Source organism: Sorangiineae bacterium MSr11367 (assembly GCA_037157805.1).
Lineage (GTDB): Bacteria > Myxococcota_A > Polyangia > Polyangiales > Polyangiaceae > Pendulispora > Pendulispora rubella.
Genome location: CP089983.1, coordinates 2,902,560 through 2,923,735 on the forward strand (window position 1 = coordinate 2,902,560; position 21,176 = coordinate 2,923,735).

The 21,176-nt window shown below is 64.1% G+C and carries 16 protein-coding genes; 9 read left to right on the forward strand and 7 right to left on the reverse strand.

Annotated elements, in window-relative coordinates:
* Positions 1–54 precede the first annotated feature (54 nt).
* Positions 55–1,407: a CAP domain-containing protein gene (locus LVJ94_11680; protein WXB07890.1), complete on the forward strand. Its 1,353-nt coding sequence runs from the start codon at positions 55–57 to the stop codon at positions 1,405–1,407.
* On the opposite strand, the gene LVJ94_11685 is transcribed toward LVJ94_11680, so the two are convergent.
* Positions 1,357–2,343 carry a nitrilase family protein gene (locus tag LVJ94_11685; protein WXB07891.1) on the reverse strand — a complete coding sequence of 329 codons (987 nt, stop codon included), beginning with the start codon at positions 2,341–2,343 and terminating at the stop codon, positions 1,357–1,359. The two genes, LVJ94_11680 and LVJ94_11685, sit on opposite strands and share 51 nt — an antisense overlap.
* 13 nt (positions 2,344–2,356) lie before the next feature.
* Between LVJ94_11685 and LVJ94_11690 the strand changes: the two genes are divergently transcribed.
* The 4 genes from LVJ94_11690 to LVJ94_11705 all read left to right on the forward strand — a co-directional run bounded on the left by LVJ94_11690 (position 2,357) and on the right by LVJ94_11705 (position 6,201).
* The gene (locus tag LVJ94_11690) at positions 2,357–2,974 is read left to right on the forward strand and encodes a DJ-1/PfpI family protein (GenBank protein WXB07892.1); all 618 of its coding nucleotides are present in this window, start codon (positions 2,357–2,359) and stop codon (positions 2,972–2,974) included.
* 52 nt (positions 2,975–3,026) lie between these two features.
* On the forward strand, positions 3,027–3,860 hold the full coding sequence (gene nudC / locus LVJ94_11695; protein WXB07893.1) for an NAD(+) diphosphatase: 834 nt from the start codon (positions 3,027–3,029) through the stop codon (positions 3,858–3,860).
* 65 nt (positions 3,861–3,925) lie between these two features.
* Entirely contained in the window at positions 3,926–4,096 is a 171-nt protein-coding gene (locus LVJ94_11700; protein WXB07894.1) for a hypothetical protein, read from the forward strand.
* A gap of 509 nt (positions 4,097–4,605) precedes the next feature.
* Positions 4,606–6,201: a M28 family peptidase gene (locus tag LVJ94_11705; protein ID WXB07895.1), complete on the forward strand. Its 1,596-nt coding sequence runs from the start codon at positions 4,606–4,608 to the stop codon at positions 6,199–6,201.
* 1 nt (position 6,202) lies between these two features.
* On the opposite strand, the gene LVJ94_11710 is transcribed toward LVJ94_11705, so the two are convergent.
* The 3 genes from LVJ94_11710 to LVJ94_11720 all read right to left on the reverse strand — a co-directional run bounded on the left by LVJ94_11710 (position 6,203) and on the right by LVJ94_11720 (position 9,518).
* Complete coding sequence (locus tag LVJ94_11710; GenBank protein WXB07896.1) at positions 6,203–6,973, reverse strand: LamG domain-containing protein; 771 nt, start codon at positions 6,971–6,973, stop codon at positions 6,203–6,205.
* Between the two features lie 253 nt (positions 6,974–7,226).
* On the reverse strand, positions 7,227–8,138 hold the full coding sequence (locus tag LVJ94_11715; protein ID WXB07897.1) for a LamG domain-containing protein: 912 nt from the start codon (positions 8,136–8,138) through the stop codon (positions 7,227–7,229).
* 108 nt (positions 8,139–8,246) lie between these two features.
* Positions 8,247–9,518 carry a citrate synthase family protein gene (locus tag LVJ94_11720; GenBank protein WXB07898.1) on the reverse strand — a complete coding sequence of 424 codons (1,272 nt, stop codon included), beginning with the start codon at positions 9,516–9,518 and terminating at the stop codon, positions 8,247–8,249.
* 41 nt (positions 9,519–9,559) lie between these two features.
* Here LVJ94_11720 and LVJ94_11725 point away from each other — a divergent pair, with 41 nt between their 5' ends.
* On the forward strand, positions 9,560–10,660 hold the full coding sequence (locus LVJ94_11725) for a citrate synthase (GenBank protein WXB07899.1): 1,101 nt from the start codon (positions 9,560–9,562) through the stop codon (positions 10,658–10,660).
* 219 nt (positions 10,661–10,879) lie between these two features.
* Here the strand turns inward: LVJ94_11725 and LVJ94_11730 are convergent, their stop codons facing one another.
* The 3 genes from LVJ94_11730 to LVJ94_11740 form a co-directional block, all read right to left on the reverse strand.
* A complete protein-coding gene (locus tag LVJ94_11730) occupies positions 10,880–13,465 on the reverse strand; it encodes a carbohydate-binding domain-containing protein (GenBank protein WXB07900.1) in 2,586 nt (861 codons plus the stop codon).
* Positions 13,466–14,080: 615 nt separating this feature from the next.
* A complete protein-coding gene (locus LVJ94_11735) occupies positions 14,081–15,007 on the reverse strand; it encodes a PEGA domain-containing protein (protein ID WXB07901.1) in 927 nt (308 codons plus the stop codon).
* Between the two features lie 182 nt (positions 15,008–15,189).
* On the reverse strand, positions 15,190–16,959 hold the full coding sequence (locus tag LVJ94_11740; protein WXB07902.1) for a serine/threonine protein kinase: 1,770 nt from the start codon (positions 16,957–16,959) through the stop codon (positions 15,190–15,192).
* A 407-nt stretch (positions 16,960–17,366) separates the two neighbouring features.
* Between LVJ94_11740 and LVJ94_11745 the strand changes: the two genes are divergently transcribed.
* From LVJ94_11745 to LVJ94_11755, 3 genes are read left to right on the forward strand one after another with little or no spacing between them, the layout of a single operon-like run.
* Positions 17,367–18,614: a BMP family ABC transporter substrate-binding protein gene (locus LVJ94_11745; protein ID WXB07903.1), complete on the forward strand. Its 1,248-nt coding sequence runs from the start codon at positions 17,367–17,369 to the stop codon at positions 18,612–18,614.
* Between the two features lie 22 nt (positions 18,615–18,636).
* Positions 18,637–20,127 carry an ATP-binding cassette domain-containing protein gene (locus LVJ94_11750; protein ID WXB07904.1) on the forward strand — a complete coding sequence of 497 codons (1,491 nt, stop codon included), beginning with the start codon at positions 18,637–18,639 and terminating at the stop codon, positions 20,125–20,127.
* Entirely contained in the window at positions 20,124–21,176 is a 1,053-nt protein-coding gene (locus tag LVJ94_11755; GenBank protein ID WXB07905.1) for an ABC transporter permease, read from the forward strand. Before LVJ94_11750 ends, LVJ94_11755 begins: the two co-directional genes overlap by 4 nt.

Below are 21,176 nucleotides of genomic sequence, written 5' to 3' on the forward strand. Positions count from 1 at the left end.
TCGGGGGCGTTTCAAAGAATTCGAACTACTCGTACCCCTCGGTAAGGAGGAGGCATGCGCACATTCATTGGGTTGGCGGCATTCGGGGCCGCATTGCTCGGGCTCTCGACCTATTCTCGACCGGCGTCCGCGTACGGCGAAGAGAAGAATGGATTCCCCAATTGGGCGGAGCGCGTCATTCACCAATGGACGAATCGCGCCCACGTGGATCCGCAAGCCGAATTGTCCGCGTGCGGTAGCAATTGCCCGGAGAAATCCTGCTACACCGCCATCGCCCCCGTGGCGTGGGGCGAAGCCGCCAACCGAGCCGCGCGCTTTCACGCAGCCAATATGATTGCAATGGATTTCTTCGACCATTCGTCGAAGTGTTCCATTGTCGGCAATATCAAAGATATCTATCCCGGAAGCTGCCAAGGGCAGCAATCGTGCGCCTGCCAGGGCGGTACGGCGACGTGCAGTGGCTCGTGCCCCGGCCCGGGGGAGCGCATGTCCCTCTTCGGGGCCAGTGGCGGTGCCGAGAACATTGCGTGGGATTCGAATGGCACCCCGGACAGCATTTTCAAGATGTGGATTTACGAGCAGTCGTCCACGAGTGCTTGCGAATTCACCGGCGAGAATGGGCACCGGTGGAACATTCTAAAGAACACGGGATCGCTCGGCGTCGGCGTGGTGGTGGGCTCCGGCAAATTCATGGCGGTGCAGGATTTCTCGGGCCAGGGCGCGCCGCCGAAGGTCCCATCGGGGTCGCATTTTCCGCGTCAGGCAGCCTCGGTCGAAGCCTGGGCCAATTGGTATTCCAATGCTGCGCCCAAGGGCGCCGTGGTCAACGTCGATGGGGCGTGCACCACGATGACGAAAAAGCGGGGCTCGGACACCAATGCCGCTTACAGCGCGACGCTGACCAACGTGGCCTCGGGCTGCCGTCGGTATTTCTTCCGATTCACCGATAGCAGCAACGCCATCGTCGATTATCCGACAACCGGCACCCTGGGCATTGGCCCCGCATCGTGCGCCGATTGGCAAGATGGCCCGCACAATGCGTGCGGCGGCGGGGGAGGCGGAAATCCCGATGCCGGTGGCGGCGGTGGAAATCCCGACGCGGGCGGCGGCGGCGGTGGTGGAAATCCGGATGCAGGCTCCGGTGGCGGCGGAGACCCCGACGCAGGATCCGTGGGCGGTGGCACCGGAGGCGGTGGCGGAGGTGGTACCGGCGGCGGCGGAAAGCGCGATGCCGGCACCGGTCCCGGCGCGAGCGGCGCGGGAGGCGAAGGCGCCGGCGCGGAGGACGACGGCACCGAGATCGCAGGAGGCTCCTGCGCCGCCGCACCTGGAAACGGCGTTTCGGGTTGGGTCGGCCTAGCGGCCGGCGTCGCCGCCCTCTGTGCTTCCCGACGACGGCGTCGCTAACCAGACGACCTGCTGCTCCGGCGTGTGCGCCTGCCCGAGGATCTCTCGATAGAGATCCGGGCGGCGCGCCTTTCGGTATCGGTGGCCTCCGGCCTTCTCCAATTTCTCGCGCGTGCACACTGCGACGGTGACGTCATCGCCCAACGTTCGACACTCGGCGATGACGTCGCCGAATGGGTCGACCACCATCGAGCAGCCGTTCTTCAATTGGTCGTCGTCCATGCCGATGGCATTGGAGAATACTGCATAGATGCCATTGTCGTACGCGCGGGCGGGCAGCCACTTCATGAGCCAGCCGCGCCCCTTCATGCCGTCGAACTCCAGCCGCAGCGAGGTCGGATCGCTTTCGCGGTTCTTCCACAGCTCCGGATCGACGAAGCCCGCGCCCGGCCGGGTGGAGGGCGTGCACATGGTGACGTGCGGCATGAAGAGCACCTCGGCCCCGAGCAATGCCGTGGCGCGCACGTTCTCGATGACGTTGTTGTCGTAGCAAATCAAAATACCGCACTTCCAACCATGAATGTCGAATACGACGTATTCGTTGCCCGGTAGAAGATGCGGATTGATGAACGGGTGCAGCTTTCGAAACTTGCCCACCAACCCGTTCCCGTCGACACAGACGTAGGCCTTGTAGAGATGGTCTTCGCGGTCCTTCTCGAACAGGCCGGCCAAGACCACGATCTGCCGGCTTCGGGCGATGGCCACCAATCGCTCGATGCTTGGCCCTTCGGGCACCGGCTCGGCCAGCGCGAGCATCTGCTCGCGCGAGAGGTGGCGCGCGAACGTGTAACCCGTGACGGAGCACTCGTGGAATGCCACCACGTCGGCGCCCTGCTGCTTGGCCTTCGCCGCCAGGCCATCGATCACGCCGAGGTTGAAGTCTTTGTCGCCGCTCCTATTCTCGAACTGCGCGGTCGCGATTCTCAAGCTACTCATGGAGATCTCCCAAATGGAACGATGGAACACCGGGATCGTCGTGTTCGACGACGTCGAAGTGCTGGATTTTGCGGGCCCGTTCGAAGTCTTTTCTAGGACCAGGCTCGTCGGCGGGGTAGCGTCGCGCCGCTCGGAGGAACATGCGCCGTTCCGCGTCTTCACCATCGGCGTGCGCGAAGGCACGGTTTCGGCCATCGGCGGTCTCAAGATCACGCCCGATTTTTCGCTGGCCAACGCACCGCCCATCGACCTTCTCGTCGTTCCGGGTGGCATCGGCACACGCCCGTTGGTGAACGACGCGACGACGATCGACTTCATCCGCGAGCGCGCCGGCTCCGCGAAGCTCGTCGCCTCCGTCTGCACGGGCGCGCTTTTGCTGGCCAAGGCCGGGCTCCTGCGCGGCAAGGGGGCGACCACGCACTGGGCCGCGCTCGACGAGCTCGCCAAAGTAGATCCCGAGGTTCGCGTCGAACGCAACGTGCGCTGGGTCGACGAGGGCGCGATCATCACGTCGGCCGGCGTCGCCTCGGGCATCGACATGTCCTTCTACCTCGTGGAGAAGCGCTGCGGGCGCGAGGTCGCCGACGAGACCGCGCATTACATCGAGTACAGGCGCGCCGCGTCCGCTTGATGCTCGCCAGCGCTTGTCGCGGCGGCCGCATGGTCCCACGATCCACGGTCGCATGACTTCCGCTCGTCGCGTAACCCCCGCCGATGCCCCGCATCGAACCTGGCTTCTCGTGCACCCGAAGGGCCTCGTCGTCCGCCGCGAGGGCGATGACGCCGTGTTTTTCCCGACGGACGACGACATCGCGCAGCTCGGGGTGGACACCAAGGCTGCGCACCACCTCGGGCCCCTGCGCGACGAACATGGGCGCGACACGGAGTCCTTCGCCGTGTCGCTCGATGAAGAGACCCAGCTGCGGCCGCCATTGGTCGTGGCCAACCTTCGTGAGATCTACATCCCGCTCGGGGACGAGCGTTTCTGGCTGGCCGGCCGCGCTACCCAGGTCGTCGACTGGGCGAAGACGCACCGATTCTGCGGTCGCTGCGCGACGCCCACCGTCGCGATGGAGAACGAGCGCTGCCTGCGTTGCCCCGCGTGCGGCTTGCTGTCGTATCCGCGCATCTCGCCGGCCATCATCGTGCTCGTGCGCCGTGGCGACCGCGTGCTGCTCGCACGCAACGCTCGTTCCACGTTCGGTTTCTACAGCGTGCTCGCCGGATTTTCGGAGGTGGGCGAGTCCCTCGAAGAAACCATCGTGCGGGAGGTCCGCGAGGAAGTCGGCGTGGACGTGGCCAACCCCCGTTACTTCGGGAGCCAGCCTTGGCCGTTCCCGCACTCGCTCATGATCGGCTTCGTGGCCGATTGGGTGTCAGGCGAGATTCAAGTCGATGGCGCCGAAATTGCGCACGCCGACTGGTTCCGTGCCGACGCACTTCCGCCGATCCCGCCGCGCCTCAGCATTGCGCGAAGCTTGATCGATGCATGGCTCGCGGACGCGCGCGGCACGTGATGGGTCGCCGATACGTCGGTCAGCGAAGTCGACCGAGGCGCGGGCGGCGAGTCTCGACGAAATAAATGACGAGGGCCATCGCGGCGCATGCCGTGGACGCGATGAGCAATACCATCGACAAAGGGGCGGCGCCCATGGCGCTCCCTGCAACTCCGCACGCGACGCTGGCTGCGAGCAAACCAAGCGTCCAGCGCGGGGTGGCCACGCGATGCCCGGGAACCGGGACGCTGGCGTAACGCGCGCGCGATCGCTCAATAGAATGGGGTGCACTGCCTTGCATCATGGCTCCTGGGCCCCCCCAACAATGAATAACGTGAGGACTTACTTCACGTTCTCGATTCGATTCACTGGCGTACTACCCAAAGAAGTAAGCAAATCTTCCCGAGGCGCCCGTCTTTAGGGGAGAAGGCCCGGAAGGAAAAGGGAAAGATTTTCACGGGTGCGGGAGCAATGGATATGCCTCCTTAATTTGTGCCCGCAATTGCGCTCATCTCAGCAAGAATGACGTAGCGAGCGCGTGACATTTCGCCACACGCACCGTCTCGTTGGTGTGTTTTGCCCCACGCCCGGCTGCGATGGCACATTGACGCCACAGCTTGCCGCCGCTACGTCTCCGCGAACCATGCGCGTGCATCCGTCGGTCTGTGTATCATTTTTGCTTGGAATTCTCGAGGGATGCGGCGCAAGCGCTCCGCAAGCTGGCGCGCCCTCTTCGGCGGCCGCCACCTCGTCGGCGTCTTCGAACGTGGCGATCGGCGCCGAGGAAAAAGCGTTGGCGGCCCGCATGACGGCCGAGAGCATTGCGGGCCCAACGCGATTTCTTTCCGACGACAAACTCGAGGGCCGTGCGCCCGGGTCGCGCGGTGGTCAGTTGGCCGTGGAGTATTTGGCCTCGGAGTTTCGGCGTTTGGGGCTTCAGCCCGGTGGCGATGGGGGGACGTATTTCCAGCGTGTCCCCCTGGTGGCCCTCACCCCGGAGGTGAAAGGGCCCGTGACGTTCTCGAGTGTGACGAAAAAGGAAAATAGCCTTTCCCTGGCCTCGGCGAACGACCTGGTGATCATGTCGGGTGTCCAGGAAACCCGCGTTCGAATGGCCAATGCCGAATTGGTGTTTGCGGGTTACGGCATCGTCGCGCCCGAATACCAATGGGACGACTACAAAGACGTGGACGTTCGCGGGAAGGTGGTGGTCGTGATGAACAACGACCCATCGTCGGATCCCACGCTTTTCGAGGGCAAGCGCCGCCTGTGGTACGGGCGGTGGGATTACAAATACTTGCAAGCCGCAAAGAAAGGCGCGGCGGGGGTCATCATCGTTCACACGACGGAATCGGCGGGGTATCCGTGGCAGGTGGTGGTGACGTCGAACGCACTGGAGAAGTTCGAGCTTCCCGCCACCAAGGGTGAGCCGCGTCTGCTCGCGAAAATGTGGGCCACCGAGGATGCGAGCCGGCGCATCGCGGCGCTGGGCGGAGAGAACCTCGATGCATTGAGGCAGGCGGCCGAGCGGCGTGATTTTCGACCGCGCGCGCTGAATGTCAAATTGGACTTGGACTTTACCAACAAGCGCCGCGACATCGAAAGCGCCAATGTTCTCGGCGTCCTGCCGGGCCGCGATCCGGAGCTCTCGCGCGAGGCGGTCGTTTACAGTGCGCACCATGACCATCTCGGTATTGGCGCGCCCCGAAACGGCGATTCGATTTATAACGGTGCGGTGGACAACGCCTCCGGAAGCGGGACGCTCGTCGCCATGGCGGGGGCTTTCGCGGGTGCCGAGTCGAAGCCGCGGCGGTCCATCGTGTTTGCCGCGGTGGCCGCGGAAGAGCAGGGGTTGCTCGGCTCCCAATGGTATTGCGAGCATCCCACCTTTCCCGCCGGCCGCATCGCGGCCGATCTCAATATGGATTCGATGAACATCTTCGGCCCGACCCGCGATTTGGGATTTGTGGGCCTCGGAAAATCGTCGCTCGACGATGTGGTGACCGCGCTGGCCACGGCCCAGGGGCGCACGTTGCACGGCGATGCTTTCCCGGATCGGGGGTCCTTTTACCGGTCCGACCAATTCAGCTTTGCAAAGATCGGTGTCCCCTCGATTTACATCAAAGGCGGCCCCGAGTACGTGGGGCGCCCGCCGGGGTGGGGCAAAGAGCAGCAAGAGCTCTTCGAGCGAACGCGCTACCACCAGCCCTCCGACGAGTTCGACCCCAACTGGGACTTACGCGGCGCCGTCGAGGACGCCCAACTGCTCCTCCTCGCAGGCTGGCGCATCGCCAACGCCCCGGAGCTTCCCACGTGGAAGAAGGGCGACGAATTCGCGAACGTCCCTCGCCCGCGCCAATGACCTATTTCGACGTGGCTGCGAGGTAGTGCGCGCGGATGCGGTCGGGGGAAAGCACCCGGTCGTAGATGGCAACTTCGTCGAGGGTGCCTTGGAAGGCACCGCTATCTGCGGAGTTGCCCCCGAGCACGAGGGTGGCGTTCGAACCGACTCGGCTGTCGCCGAACGTCGTGTTCGCGACTTCGTTCCCATCGAGATAGAGGCGACCCACCGTGCCCTCGAAGCCTTCGAAGGTGGCAACGATGTACACGTAATCACGGGTCGCCGGTGTCGTGTACGTCACCGCGGTGGAGCTGCCGGACGTGACGCGCGAATAGAACCATTGGACGCTATTCGTGTCCGGGGAGTAGGTGAACAGCTCGTACCCGTTTCCCGTGGCCTCGCCATTCTTGGACATGATGTATCCACGGCTGCTGCCCTCCCACTTGACCCAAGCCTCGAGCGTGCAAGGCCCGCGGCTGCGACAATCGAGGGCGTCGCCGATGACGATGCGCGTGCCAATTTGGCCGTCGAGGTGCACCGCCCGGTTGCCCGCCACGATGCCCGGAGCGCCGAGTGTAAATCCTCGTTCGTAGACTCCGGGGTACGCATCCATTTCGTCGTTGGCGGTCGTGCCCGACGTCTCGCCAAATCGCCAATACGCACTCGGCTGGTCGGCCAGCACGGCCTGCGCATAGGGATCGCCATCCGGGGGTTTTGCGCCATCCGTCGGGGGCTTGGCGTCCCCTCCGTCCGGGAGAGGGCCGGAGACAACGTCGCCGCTCTGGAAATCCAAATCAGCGAGAAAGCTACAACCGCTAGCCAGCGCTGCGAGCCATGGTCCCGCGACGACGACGTCTCGAAGGCGCCATCTTCGACGGATGGAAGGCATCACCCGCATTCTGACTCGAGGATAGCTCGAGAGCTGCACTTGTCGAGTGGCGCGAGGAAGCCATCGCACGCAGGTATATCCTCCGTATATTAGAAAAACTAATCGCTATTGGTCGCAATTTTCCATCGAAGAAGAAGGGATGGCTCGAACGGCTCCTTCATTTCGAATCGGCGGCCTTGTAGTGCGCTTGGATGCGATTGGCCGAGACGACGTGCTCGTAGATGGCGAGTTCGTCGAGCATGCCCGAGAAGCCGCCGTCACCAGAGGCGTTGTTGCCGAGGTAAAGCTCGGATTGCCCGCCCACGAGGCTATCGCGGAACTCCGAAGTCTGTACCTCGGCGCCGTCGAGGTACAGTCGGCCGATGTTGCCGTCGTAGGTGGCGACCACGTGCACGAAAGCCGTCTTGGCCGCGGTGTCGAAGGTCACCGAGGTTCCACGGTCGCCATTCTGACGGAGGTACGTCCATCGAAACCGCCCCCCGTCGACGCCGGAGACGAACAACGCATAACCGGTTCCGCCACGGTCGCTCGCGCGCTTGGAGAATATGTTGCCCGTGCCGCCGCCCGACCACTGGACCCATGCTTCGAGCGTGCAGGATACATTGTTGCTGAAATCGAAAATATCACCGAGGCGGATACGGCCGGATTGACCATCGAACCGCACGGCGGTGTCGTTGGAGACGACGCCGTTGCCGCCGAGGGTAAAGCCTTGTTGGTAGGTGCCGGGGTGGGAGCCCGCCGAGTCCTTGGCGCTCGTCCCGGAGCCATCGCCCAATCGCCAATAGGCGCTGGGTTGGTCGGCCATCACCTCATTGGCATACTTGGGGGGTGGTGGTGGTACCTTGGCGTCGTTGCGGTCCGTCGAGGCATCGCTCACCGTGCCCGTCTCGCGGACATCCGGGTCGGACGCATCGAACGAAGGGCCGCCGCCGTCCGGCGGAGGCTCGTCCTTGACCGGGGGGCCCGCACCATCGCCGCCGCCGGGCGAATCGCCGCCCTCGGGCAACTCGAGATCCGCGAGGAAGCTGCACCCCGTGATCTGCACCACCAACCAAGGCACGGCAACCACGAGGACGTTGTGTCGAATTCTTCGCCTTCGCACTCCCCGTAGGGCGGCCGGCACACGCATACGCTACGAGGCTATCGTTGGAATCGAAATGAGCAACTGCCAAATCGCTTATCCCGGAGATATGTAACGTGCCCGCGGGCGGATGAGAACTCCGCTTTCACGCTGTTCGAGGGCGTGAGCGACCAAACCGGCCGCACGGCCCAACGCAAAGAGAGTGCTTGCTGTGCCTTTGGGCGCGCCCAGGGCATACGCCGCGGCGACGAGGGCCACGTCGACCGACGGGTGCTGGCCCAGGGGCTCGGCCGCTTCCACGAGGGCGTTCAGGATGCGAAGCTCGCGCTTGTCCCCCGCGGCCTCGGTGGACAAGTCGAGCAAGACGCGGCCGCGTGGATCTCCTTGTCGGTACAAGTGATGGCCGAAACCCGGAATAGCCTCTCCGCGCATGGCGTAGCCCGCGGCCATGCGCTTGGCACGGTGCGGCTGCGGAATATCCTCGACCAGCGCTTCGACGGCCTCGCTGGCCGTGCCGTGGAGCGGTCCGGAGAAGGCGCTCGCCGCGGCCAAGAGCACCGCGTACAAATCGGCGCCCGACGATGCGACGACCCGCGCGGCAAACGAGGAGACCGTGAGCTCGTGGTCCGCGCAAAGAACGAGTGCCGCGTCGATGAGCCGCACGCGCGCAGGCTGCGCGGAGCGATTCAAGAGAAGGCAGATGCGTTCGGCCACGCGCGCGGTACGGGGCGCGGCGTCGGGCCATCGCGCGGGGTTTACGATCCAGGGCAGCGCGGCGATGAGGCTGCGGGCGAGGCGTCGCGTGGCCTCGGCCGACGGCGGGCTCGCGCCGCGCCGCGATCGGCCGAAGCTCGAATGCGCTTGCCAGGCCGCGAGGAGAAGGGGCATGCGCGCAAGGGGGCGTCGCGTCCGCGCGGCGAGGGGGGCCAACTCGGCCTCGGGAATCGCGGCGGTGGGCCAGTGCGGTGACGTCGGTGGCAGCACTCCGCCCCCGCTCCAGAGCAACTCGGCGACTTGCTCGAAGCTCGCGCCGCGTGCCACCAGGTCCGTGGCAAGCATGCCGCGGTAGCGGGGGCCGTCGACGGTCATCTCGGTGATGCTCGAGTCGAGCACGGGCTCGCCCCAGCGCAGGGCGCCGGCGGCGACGGGACCATGCCCGGAGCGTGCGTCGTGCCGTGCCTTCAAACGAAGAATGTCGTCTCGAAGGTACATGCGCCCGCGGCCTTTGCCGGCGGAGGGATAGCTGCGAACCAATCCGCGGCTGGCGTACGCGTAGAGCGTCTCCCGGCGTATCCCGAGCATGGCACACGCTTCCGGCGACGAGACGAACTGGGTCGTATGGATTGTCGAATCAACGTTGATCAACATGACGCACCGGCCCAAATAAATCCTCGAGAGGAGCAAAAGTCATGGCAAATGGGACAACCGGGGCAGGCGAAACGGCAAATGACACGATCTCGACGGCCTTGAGTGACGTCGACGGGGCCGCAGGAAGGTTGATCATCGCGGGGCGCGACGTCGAGCGATGGGCGGAGACGGCCTCGTTCGAGGACGCGTGCGCCCTCCTGTGGGCTGCGGCCGATGGCCGTCCGCGCTCCAGCGTGGACATCCAGAAACGGCTCGGCGCGGGGCGCATCGAGGCATGGAACCGGCTCGGCGCCCTGGGCGATGCGCTCTCCGCATCGGATGGCATGGATGCGCTGCGCGCGGCCGTGAGCCATCTTCGCCTCGGTGACGCGGCCGACGATGCGCCGGCGCGTGTGACGGCGGCGGTCGCGGTGTACGCGGCCGCGTGGGCGCGCATTCGTGCCGGCAAAGCGCCGGTGGCTCCGGATCCGAGCCTCGGCCACGCCGAAGACTACTTGCGCATGATCACGGGATCTGCGCCCAGCGCCGCCGCGGTCCGGGGGATGTCGACGTACCTGGTGACCGTCTCCGATCACGGCATGAACGCGTCCACCTTCACCGCGCGCGTGGTGGCCTCCACGAACTCGGACATCGTCTCGTCGGTGGTGGGCTCCATCGGTGCGCTCAAAGGGCCGCTGCACGGCGGCGCGCCGGGGCCGGTTCTCGACATGCTCGATGCCATCGGCGACCCTTCGCGCGCCGAATCGTTCATCGCCTCCGAGCTCGCAGCGGGCCGCCGCATCATGGGCATGGGCCATCGCATTTACCGCGTGCGCGATCCGCGCGCGCAGGTGCTCGAAAAAGCGACCCTCGCGCTCATCGACGCAGGGCTTCGCACCGAGCGGCTCGCCCTCGCGCGGGCTGTAGAGCGCGTGGCCAAGAGCGCCCTTGCGGCGAAGTATCCGGATCGCAAGCTCGAGGCCAATGTCGAGTTTTATACGGCCGTGCTGCTTGATGCCATTGGCCTGCCGCGCGAGTCCTTCACCCCCACCTTCGCCGTGGGGCGGGTCGCCGGCTGGTGTGCCCACATTGCCGAACAACGCGACAAGGGGCGATTGATTCGCCCCTCGTCGGTTTACGTCGGTAACGTGAAGGTCGATTGAATGTGCCAGGCTTGGAACTACTTGGTGCTGGAAGCGCGGCAGCGAGAATGAACCGGCGGGACCGGAGCGATGTGTGGTTCAGAAAGGACAGGATCGCCATTCCGCCTGGCGATCCTGCCTGCTGACGGACGAGCGCGCCGGCCTCGCCGGGCTTGTCCCGCTGCCGCTGCTCGACTGCAAACGATTCGCGAACTCGCCACAACCAATCGGCTTTTGAGGCTAGTTGATCGTGGCCACGCGGCTCACGTGTCCGCCCGGTGTCTTCGAGCGAACGACCACGGAGCCCGAGACCGGGGTGGGGCCTTGGTACGTGCTGAACGTCTTGCCGCCATTGGTCGAGTACTCGATGGCCAATCCCGGGTAGCGCACGTTGGCGAGCAACTGCCCGTTTTCGATCTTCGCGCCCGGCAGGGGAATGCGGTAATTCACGCCTACGGCCCGCGAAAGCTCGTGGCGCGTATCCACAGGCCGATAGAAGTCCAAACGGGGAAGCTCCGCTTGGCCGAGCGTATTGACGAATTGCTTCCACGCAGCCGGCAGATCGGCCGCCGACGGCGTGTTGCGATTCCACGCGCGCTCGGCCACACCGAGGATCTTCGGGAAGGCGAAGTACTCGAGCAGTTCGGGGCTCTTTTGGTTTTCACCCCAGAGGAGCCCATGCATGCCGAGAATGTTGGCCTTTCCAGCCTCGGTCAAATGGATCTTCGAGGTCCACGTGGCCGGATCGATGGCGTTGCCCATGCGATCGTGGGAGGCAATGGCAAATACGTCGAAGGGCAGGTAATTGAACGTCTTGCTCTCGTCGACGAAGTTGGCCCAATAGTAACCCGGCTCGTCCGGGTCCTTGTTGTAGGCCAGGTCCATGTACAAATTCGTCGCGTGGGAGAGGATGACCGAGCGCCCTTCGTTGGCGTATTTGTACGCGTCGTCCTCGCGCCCCCAGCCCCACACGTTGCTCCACGGCATGGGAACGAAGCCGTCGAGCTGCAGACCGTTGTGGATGATGTCATCCCATCCGGTCATGCGCGCGCCAGTCTTGGCGATGATCGGCTGCCACTTCTTGAAGAAGTAATCCTTGAGGGCCTCGTCGCCCAAATCCTTCGTCTCGGGATTGGTCTTGCACAGCGGCGAGTCTTTCCACCACACGTTGCCCGAGAGGCTCGGCAGCTCGTCGCCGCCTCCGTGGATCAAGGTGAGTTTGGCGCCCGGAACGGCGTCGAAGCGGGCCTTGACCTCCTGCACGACCTTGGTGAGGAAGGCATAGCTCGAGGGCAAGCACGGATTGACGAAGTTGTCCGTATAGCCCTGCACGCTCGTGTGCTTCGACGTGTCGTCGGGATCGACGAGCCGATACTGCTTGGCCTTCGCCGGATCGCTGGCCGCATACTTCTTGTACCGATACTCCATCGACTTGACGGCTGCGCGCGCGTGGCCGGGCACGTCGATTTCGGGAATGACGTCGATGTGGCGTTCGGTGGCGTAGGCCAGGATCTCTTCGAAGTCCTTGGTCGTGTAATAGCCGCTGCCTTTGCCCACGAAGTTGAGCACGGCGGGCTCGTAGCCTTGGTAGACGGGTTGGGTTCCGCCGTTGGCCTCCGCTTCCGAGCGCGCCTTTCCGCGGATCCCGTCGCCGGAAGCGAGATCGCTTCCTGCGCCCATGCCGACGTGGAGCTGCTTGCTCTCGCCCACATCGAAACCGCGGCGCGAGCCGTACGACGTCAACTCGGGAATGCCCGGTATCTCGAGGCGCCAGCCCTCGTCGTCGGTCAAATGGAAGTGGAACTTGTTGATCTTGTGGAAGGCGAGCAAATCGAGAAGCTTTTTGACGGTCGCCTTGGATTGGAAGTGCCGCCCCACGTCGAGCGCCATTCCGCGGTAGCCGAAGAGCGGCCCGTCCGCCACGGTGACCTGGGGAATTTGCACGGACAGCTTGCGCGGACCGGCGCTTGCTGCCGCACGATAAGCCTCGGTGGGAATGAGCTGCCGCAGGGTTTGGATGCCGTAGAAGACGCCCGCTGCATCCACGCCGCGGATTTCGATGCCCTTTTGCGGGTCGACCTCCAGGGTGTAGCTCTCCGAGCCCGTGTGCGCATTCGGGTCGATGACGAGCCGGATCTCCGAGCCGCACTGACTGCGCTCGCTCGCGTCGACCGAGCTCGCGAGGACGTCGCCCAAGGCAGCTTTGAGGTAGGCCGCCTCCTTGGCAAGGCCGCGCTGGTATTCGATGGCGACGCGCGGCCCCCCGAGCCGGTATTGGCCCGTGCCCTGGGTGACCGATTGCGGCGTCGGCAAAAGGGTAGTGGCCACGCTGAGCTGCACCTTGTCCAGCGGGCGGTTCTCGTCGTAGCGCAGCTGCGGCGTCTGCGCGGGGACCACGTCGCCGGGGAAGCGCTTCGTTTGCTTCGGATCCGACGCATCCATCTCGACGGACGATTTGATCGCCCAGGCTTCCTTGCTCGGCGGGAGGACGATATGGAATGCGGCCGGGGCGTCCGTCTTCAGGATGGCCCAGTTTTCCGCGAGCAGCTTGATGACGCGTTTTCCACCCGGCTCGATGGGGACGAAATTGGCCAATGGCTCCAATACCCAGTAGTCGCCGCTCTTGGCGGTGTCGGCTTTGCTGAATTTGACACCTTGGGCCGCCAATTGCTGTTTGATCGGGTTGCCCTCACCCTCATTGAGGATGCGGCGCACGAAGTTGAAGTAGATCTGCCATCCGTCGGCGCCGAGCCGGACGGCGCTGTCGTTGACGATGGTGAGCTCTGCCGAAAAGAAAGAGCCATCGTTGGCCGCGGTGTTGTCCACCGGGTGGAAAACGACGGAAATATTGGGCCCACGCGCAGCCGTGGTGATGCCATCGGAAGTCTGGTGCGTGCTCTCCTCCGGAGAGTCGACGCCTGTGTCTCGTGACGAGACGGATCCATCACCCCCCTGGCACCCTGCCAACCATGCAGAGGCAACGATAGTCGAAATTCCAAGCAGGGACCTTTTCATTGGCCTACCTCACTTTAGAGTTTACGAACCACGATATCAGTCGGTAGGTGCCCATTCAAATTGGAAATGGAAAACCCGGCAAATAAAGCGATCGATGGGATCATGATCACCCCGATCATGGCCGCGAGCAGGGTCACGAGTCGAATCGGACATACCCGATTATCTGGCCCGATGAGCGATGTGCCGATGCCTCCGATAGCGGACCGGGCAACTCGCGTGTGACGGGCTATCGGTGCATCCTTTGGATGAAACGTGCCGCGCTTTACGTGAACCGCATTGAGCTCAAGTCGAAGGCAGAGATTCAACCGCCAAGACGCCAAGGCCGCCAAGATAGATGGGGTGGGTGAGGAGCATCTCCTTCACGAATTCCCAACTCTTGGCGTTCTTGGCGTCTTGGTGGTTCGAATCCCCTCGTGGGATAGGCTCTTAGAAGCGTCCGCCGAACGTCACGCTGCCGGGGCCGATGCCGACGTTCACCTGTAGCTTCTGCAGCCCGCGCGCTTCTTCCTTCTTCTTCTCCTCGGGCTTCTTCTCGGCCTCTTCCGGCTTGGGATCGCGCGTGAAGGTCCAGATGAGCGTCGTGCCGAGGGTCGCGACGGCGGCGCCGATGAAGACGTCGGTGACGACCGACAACGTCTTCACCTTGGACTGCTGGCTCTCCGTGGAGCTGTCCGGCGTGTTGCCGGCGAATCGGCTGTCCTTCAAGTCGCTCGAGGCCTTCAAGGCGAGAACACCGGTCGTCGCGGCCACCGCGGCGAGGCCGCCGGCGGCAATCACGCCCACCGTGGACCAGGTCGTCCACTTCGACGGCGTCTCCGGCGCGGTGACCGTCGTCACGTTGCTCACCATGTCCAGCGTGACCCGCGTCGACTCCGTCCCCGCGACCTCCACGATGCGGGTCAGCGGGGCGCGGCCCTCTTTCGTCGCGGTGATCTTGCGCCGGCCTGCACCCACGGGCACCGAGGCGTCGAGCGGCGTCTTTCCGATGTACGTATCGTCAATCGTAATATCGACACCCGGTACGCTGGTGACGATTTCGATACGGCCGATACGCGTTTGCAACTTGGCAATGTCGCGCTCGACTTCCGTGCGGCGGTCGCTCGCCACGTTGGGGCCGCCTTCTTTCAAATATTTCTCGAAATTGCGGAGTGCACACGCATATTCGGTCAATTGAAAACAGACTTGGCCCAAATTGTAGAGAATCTTGTACGTGGGTTGCAGTTCGTACGCGCGCCGGAATTCGATGAGCGCATTTTGGAAGTCTTGCTCGTCATAGAGCTCCAAACCGCGCTTGAAACGCATTTGCGCTTCGTCGGCATTGGCGGGATTGGCCGGGGGTACAGGTCCCGACATCCCAGGAACTTGTGCGAACGCGGCACCGGAAACGAGAAGGGCGCTCGCAAGGACTGCGGAACGAATGCCGAGCGACCGGTACGAATTCGAGGATCGAATGAATCTCGTCATGGACAGCGTCTCCATCGGTCTTCTTCTTTGGTCGAGGCATACATCACCGCGCGAATGCGCGGAACGTATTTTCATTTCGACCAGGGATTGTCCGTATCGATTGGGCGAGCTTGCTTCTTGTTCGTCTTGTTTTCCGCAGGCGGCGGCGCGCTCGCCGTGGCGGAGGGGGGCTGCGGCGGTAGTGTGGGTGCCGCACTGACGGCGGGCTCCTTTTGCGCGCGTGCTGGACGAGCGTAGGAGCGCGGCTGATACGTCGGAGTCTCTTTTTCCAATCGCAAGACCACGTCGCTATCGGTGTGCATGACCACCGTCGTCGACTTGCTCGCGTAGCCTTTGGCCTCTGCGCGAACCGTGTGCGTCGACGTGTCCCTCGGACCGCGTTGAATCGACGGATTGCTCGCCAGCGGCGTGTCGTCCAAAAAGAGCCGCGCATCGCTCGGCTCCGCACGCAGCACCGTCACGATCTCCGTCGCAGGCGTCGCGGCACTGCCTCCCGCGGCGGCGGGACTCGTCACGGACGACGCTTGCGCGTTGACCGCCCCAGCCCCGAGGGCCGACGGTGCTGCCACCGGGGCCGGGGCGTCCGTTCCGCCCTTGTACGATCGGCCCACGAACACCGCCGCACCCACCACGGCGATCGCGCCGAGGCCGAGGAGCATCATGGACGCGTTCGAACGCTTCGTCGGTTGCGCGGCCGATATCGCCGTATCGAGTGAGAGCCGCCTCGTCGAGGGCAGCGAGCCCTCGGTGATGGCCTCGAGCGAGCGCGGGCCCGATGGCGTGGTCGAACCCGACGGAATGCGCGACGAGCCCGTGAGGGAGGCGAGCGACGACCGCGGGAGATCCATTTGCGCCAGCGGCGCATATTCGCCCGTGGGCAACGAGCTCAGTTTGGCGAGTTGGCTTTCGATGATGCGCTGCCGCTCGGCGCGAATCTGCGCGAACAATTCGGACATGTGCGTCGCGAGATCGCGCGAGCTGTGCTTGTCGGGCAGCTTCGCCAAAAACGCTTCGATTTCGGCCTGCAGTTCCAGGCACGTGGCATGACGCTTTTGAGGCTCGTGCGACATGGCCTTGCGCACGATGGTGTCGAGCTCGTCGGGTACGTCGGAGTGGATGCTCTTCGGCGTGGGGACTTCATCCCCCACGACGGCGCTGATGACCTCCACGTCCGTGCGGCCCTTCCACATGCTTTCGCCCACCGCGGCGTCCCACAGGATGGCGCCCAGCGCGAAAATATCGGCCCGCCGGTCGATCTTGCCGCCCATCAACTGCTCGGGCGGCATGTACCGGATGCGGCCCTTGAAGGTGCCAATCTGCGTTTCGTGCACCGAGGTGACGGCTTTGGCGATCCCAAAATCGAGCACCTTCACGCTGCCATCGAAGGTGACGAAGAGGTTGGGCGGCGACACGTCGCGGTGGACCAATTCGAGCGGTGTGCCGTCGAAGTCCTTCGCCTCGTGCACGTAATGGAGACCGGTGAGCGCATCGCAAATGAGGCGCAGATGCATGCCGAGCGGCAGGGGCTTTCCGATCTTGCGGGCGCGGGCCAGCACTTTGTGCAGCGGCTGGCCATCGAGGTATTCCATCACCGTGATGTCACGGCCTTCTTCGTGAATGACCTCGTAGGTCTGCACCACGTTCGTGTGATTGAGGCGCGCCGCGAGGCGCGCTTCCTCGTGAAACATGGCGAGCAGGTTGGGATCGGACGCCACGGAATCACGCGGCACCTTCAGAACGACCAACTTGTTGAACCCATGAGGTCCGCGCATGACCGCGAGGAAAACATGGGCCATCCCACCCGTGCCGAGTTCCGCGACGAGGCGATACTTCCCGACCATTGCCGGAAGAGCCTGAAAAGTTTCGTTCTGCTCCGCTCCCATCCCCGTCCTATGTTCGTCGGATTTGCTTCCAAAAGCCATGGCGAAAGCGCTGCACGGGGAAGTTGGACGTAGGTTTTTACGACAACGCGTCAAATACGTCGGACGCTGTCCTACCTACGCGAAGGGGCAGCATCGTGTGAGACCAGAAAAGTGCGTTCATTTGACAACGAGCGACACAAAAATTGCCTGCAGATTGCAAGCAACCCGCGTGCACGAAGGCCGACAAACATCACGGAACGAGGCAATTGATCGATTCATGGAGTCGATTGACGGCTCCTGAGCTTCCGGGCACCATCCACGGCAAAACGTCGGACGGCTGCAATACGGAAGAAGGCGAAGAGCAGGAAGAACTTGAAGAGGCGATTATGAAATCGAACAAGTGGGGTATCATCGGATGTTCCGCCGTATTGGCCGCCGGCGTGATCGGGAGCGGCTGCAAGGGCAACTCCGAGTCGCAGAAAGCGACCGCAGCAGCATCGGCCGCCACACCTGGCGCAAAATCCCCAGATTCCCCGTTCGTCGTGGGGATGGTGCTCATCGGGCCCTGGAACGACCATGGGTGGAACCAAGCCCATTATGACGGACTCAAGACTGCGCTCGCCAAGATTCCGAATACGAAGTTCGAGTACGTCGACAAGGTAAATCCGGCCGACCGTCCGAACGTCAAGGGCTCGCAAGTCGCCGATGATATGATTTCACATGGCGCCAAGTTCATAGTCTTCAATTCTGACGACTACAAAGATGACGCGCTCGACACGGCAAAGAAACATCCGGACGTCGGCGTGGTGCACGTCTCCGGCGACTACGCGTGGAAAGACGGGCAGAATTTCAAGAATCAAAAGAACCTCGGCAACATCATGGGCGATATCGAGCCCGCCGAGGCCATCGGTGGTTGCGCCGCCGCCCTTTCCAGCGAGACGGGCAAGATCGGCTACCTCGGCCCGCTCGTGAACGACGAGACGCGCCGCATCGCGTCCTCAGCATACCTTGGCGCCAAATATTGCTGGGAGAAGTACCGAAAGAAGCCGGCCAAAGATCTCACCTTCAAGATCACGTGGATCGGTTTCTGGTTCAACATCCCCGGCCAGACGCTCGATCCCACCAAGGTGGCCGACGATTACTACAACGGCGGATTCGATGTCGTGATTAGCGGCCTCGATACACCGGAAGCCGCCGTCCAAGCCAAGAAGGCCAACGAGGCGGGCAAGAAGGTGCGCTACGTGCACTACGACCACAAGACCGGTTGCGACGTAGCGCCGGACGCCTGCCTCGGCGTCATCTACTACAACTGGGTGCCCTCGTACTTCGATGCGATTTCGAAGGCGAAGGAAGGAAAGTACGTGGGCGAATTCGTGCTCGCCGAACCTGACTACGCGAACATGAACGGCGAGAAGTCGTCCATCGGCTTCGAGTTCGGCAAGGCGCTGGGCGACAAGAAGGCGTCGGTCGACGAGGTGATCCGCGGTCTGGGCGACAAGAGCGTCAACTTCTTCGTCGGTCCGATGAAGTACCAGGACGGATCGGACTTCTTGAAGCCCGGCGAAGTAGCGACGGTCCAGAAAATTTGGTACATGCCTCAGCTGCTGCAGGGGATCACCGGCAACAGCAAGTAGGTAAGGACCTTCTTCGTTTCGAATGCGCGTCGAGCTCCGTCAGATCTCCAAGAGCTTCGGCCCCGTTCGTGCGAACGACGACGTTTCGTTGACGTTGCAGGCGGGGTCGATCCACGGCCTTCTCGGGGAAAACGGCGCGGGCAAGAGCACCTTGGCCGGCATCTTGAGCGGCCTCGTTCGCCGCGATGCCGGCTCGGTGTTGCTCGACGGCCGTCCCATGGAAGGAGGAGACCCTGCCAGGGCGCTCGCCGCCGGCGTGGGCATGCTCCACCAAGAGCCGCACGATTTCCCCGAGCTCACGGTGCTCGAGAGCTTCGCCGCCGCGCGGCCCGGGCCCTTTTGGTTCCTGGGCAAACCACGGCGCGAGGTGCGCGAGCGCTTCTTCGAGTTGCGCCAGCGCTTCGGGTTCACGATTCACCCGGAGGAGCGCGTGGGGCGCCTTTCGATGGGCGAGCGGCAGCAGCTCGAGCTCCTCGGGTTGCTCTCGCTGGGCGTGCGCACGCTCATTTTGGACGAGCCCACCACGGGCATTTCCGATCAACAGCGGGATGCGCTCTTTGCGGCGCTCAAGCAGCTGGCCAAAGATGGGTGCTCCATCCTTCTCGTGTCGCACAAGTTGCCGGACGTGCTCGCGCTCTGCGATCGCGTGAGCATCCTGCGGCAGGGCAAGTTGGTGGGCGAGGCGGAGCTGCCCATCACGGCCGATAAGCTGGTGGAGATGATGTTCGGCTCCTCCGCGGCGGCCCGTCCCGAGAAGCCTGCGGGCGCGGCGCGCGAGAAGGTGGCCGTGCGGCTCGAGCGCGCCCAGGTGGCGCGCGGCCGGTTGCGGCTGGCGATGGATGACTTCACCGTGCACGAAGGGGAAATCGTCGGGCTGGCCGGGCTCGAAGGGAGCGGGCAGGCGCTGCTTCTGCAGGTGTGCGCAGGGCTGCTGCCCGTGACCGGGGGAGCGCGTCTCGTGGTGGGCGATGCCTCGCTTGCGGGGCGGCCGTACCGGGATTTTCTGCGGGCCGGCGTGAGCTACGTGCCAGCCGATCGCGCGCGGGAAGGCCTCATCGGTGGCTTCACCATCGAGGAGCACGTGGCGTTGCGTGCGCCCGTGCAGGGCCTTTTCCTTCGCGCCAAGGAGACCCTCCGTGCCGCGGAGCAGGCCATCGAGACGTTCCGCATCCGCGGGCGGGCAACTACCCGCGCGGAGCAGCTCTCGGGGGGCAACCAGCAGAGAACCCAGCTGGCGCTCCTTCCGGCGCAATTGAAATTGCTCCTGATGGAGCATCCGACGCGCGGGCTGGACATCGAGTCCACGCAGTGGGTGTGGCAACAGTTGATCGCGCGTTGCAAGACGGGGACGGCGATCGTCTTTGCGTCGTCGGATCTGGACGAGGTGCTGACGTACAGCGATCGCGTCATCGTCTTTAGCGGCGGGCACGCCTCGCGGCCGGTGCGCGCCACGGAACTGAGCGCGGAACGACTCGGTCGCATGATCGGCGGCCACCTGGAAGAGGCATCGTGAAATCCTGGCTCCTTCGCGTGGGGGCCGTGGGCCTGTCGCTCGCGTTCGTCGCGTTGATCTGCGTCGTCATGGGCGCCTCGCCCGTCGACGTCGCGGTGTCGTTCTGGGATGGCGCCTTCGGGACCATGGATCAAACGGCGCGCGTGTTGAGCACACTCTCGCCGCTGCTTCTGTGTGCATCGGGGCTTCTCTTCACCTTTCGCGCGGGCCTCTACAACCTGGGCGTCGAAGGGCAGCTCGTGGCCGGCGCCATCGCAGCGACCGGCGTTGCGCACTTTTTCCCATCGGGCTCGCCTGGATGGCTGGTCATCGGGCTCGCGCTCGTGGGCGGCATGGTGGCCGGGGCGCTCTGGGGCGTGCTCACTGGTGCGCTGCACGTGTTCGGGCGGGTGAACGAGATCTTCGCCGGCCTGGGAATGAACTTCATGGCCCAGGGCGCAGCGATTTACCTGATTTTCGGCCCGTGGAAGCGCCCGGGCGTGGCCTCGATGGCGGGCACGGAGCCGATGGATCGCTCGCTCTGGATGGAGACCGTGGGTAGCACCGACGCGAGCCCCACGGCCCTGATCCTCGCGTTGCTGGCCGCGCTCTTCACGGCGGTGGTCATCCAGCGCACGTACTTCGGTTTGCGCACGCGCGCCGTTGGGCAGAACTTGCGCGCCGCACGCGTGCTCGGTGTGCCGGCCGTGCAGCAGTTGCTCATCGTGTTTGCCGCGTGCGGGCTCTTTGCGGGGCTCGCGGGCGCCTTGCAGGTGATGGCCGTCTTCCACCGGTTGATTCCCAACATCTCGAGCAACTTGGGGTACCTGGCGCTTCTGGTGGTCATGCTCGCCAGCTTCGACATGCGGTTCGTTCTGCCGATTGCCATCTTCTTCAGCGTGCTCAATGTGGGGAGCCTTCGTTTGCCGCTCACCTTGGGCCTCGAATCGTCCCTCTCCGGTGTGCTTCAGGGCGCGCTGGCGCTCGTGGTGCTGCTTCTTCCTAGGCAGGAACGGTCCCCAAAGCGGGACCTGGGGCGCGCACCGGCCGAGCAGGGGCGGGGAGCGTAG

What these genes read in the sequence shown, in the direction of transcription:
- LVJ94_11680 (WXB07890.1), top strand. Translation starts at nt 55, where the DNA reads ATGCGCACATTCATTGGGTTGGCGGCATTCGGGGCCGCATTGCTCGGG.
- LVJ94_11685 (WXB07891.1), bottom strand. Translation starts at nt 2,343, where the DNA reads ATGAGTAGCTTGAGAATCGCGACCGCGCAGTTCGAGAATAGGAGCGGC.
- LVJ94_11690 (WXB07892.1), top strand. Translation starts at nt 2,357, where the DNA reads ATGGAACGATGGAACACCGGGATCGTCGTGTTCGACGACGTCGAAGTG.
- nudC (WXB07893.1), top strand. Translation starts at nt 3,027, where the DNA reads ATGACTTCCGCTCGTCGCGTAACCCCCGCCGATGCCCCGCATCGAACC.
- LVJ94_11700 (WXB07894.1), top strand. Translation starts at nt 3,926, where the DNA reads ATGACGAGGGCCATCGCGGCGCATGCCGTGGACGCGATGAGCAATACC.
- LVJ94_11720 (WXB07898.1), bottom strand. Translation starts at nt 9,518, where the DNA reads ATGTTGATCAACGTTGATTCGACAATCCATACGACCCAGTTCGTCTCG.
- LVJ94_11725 (WXB07899.1), top strand. Translation starts at nt 9,560, where the DNA reads ATGGCAAATGGGACAACCGGGGCAGGCGAAACGGCAAATGACACGATC.
- LVJ94_11735 (WXB07901.1), bottom strand. Translation starts at nt 15,007, where the DNA reads ATGTCGGGACCTGTACCCCCGGCCAATCCCGCCAATGCCGACGAAGCG.
- LVJ94_11740 (WXB07902.1), bottom strand. Translation starts at nt 16,959, where the DNA reads ATGGTCGGGAAGTATCGCCTCGTCGCGGAACTCGGCACGGGTGGGATG.
- LVJ94_11745 (WXB07903.1), top strand. Translation starts at nt 17,367, where the DNA reads ATGAAATCGAACAAGTGGGGTATCATCGGATGTTCCGCCGTATTGGCC.
- LVJ94_11750 (WXB07904.1), top strand. Translation starts at nt 18,637, where the DNA reads ATGCGCGTCGAGCTCCGTCAGATCTCCAAGAGCTTCGGCCCCGTTCGT.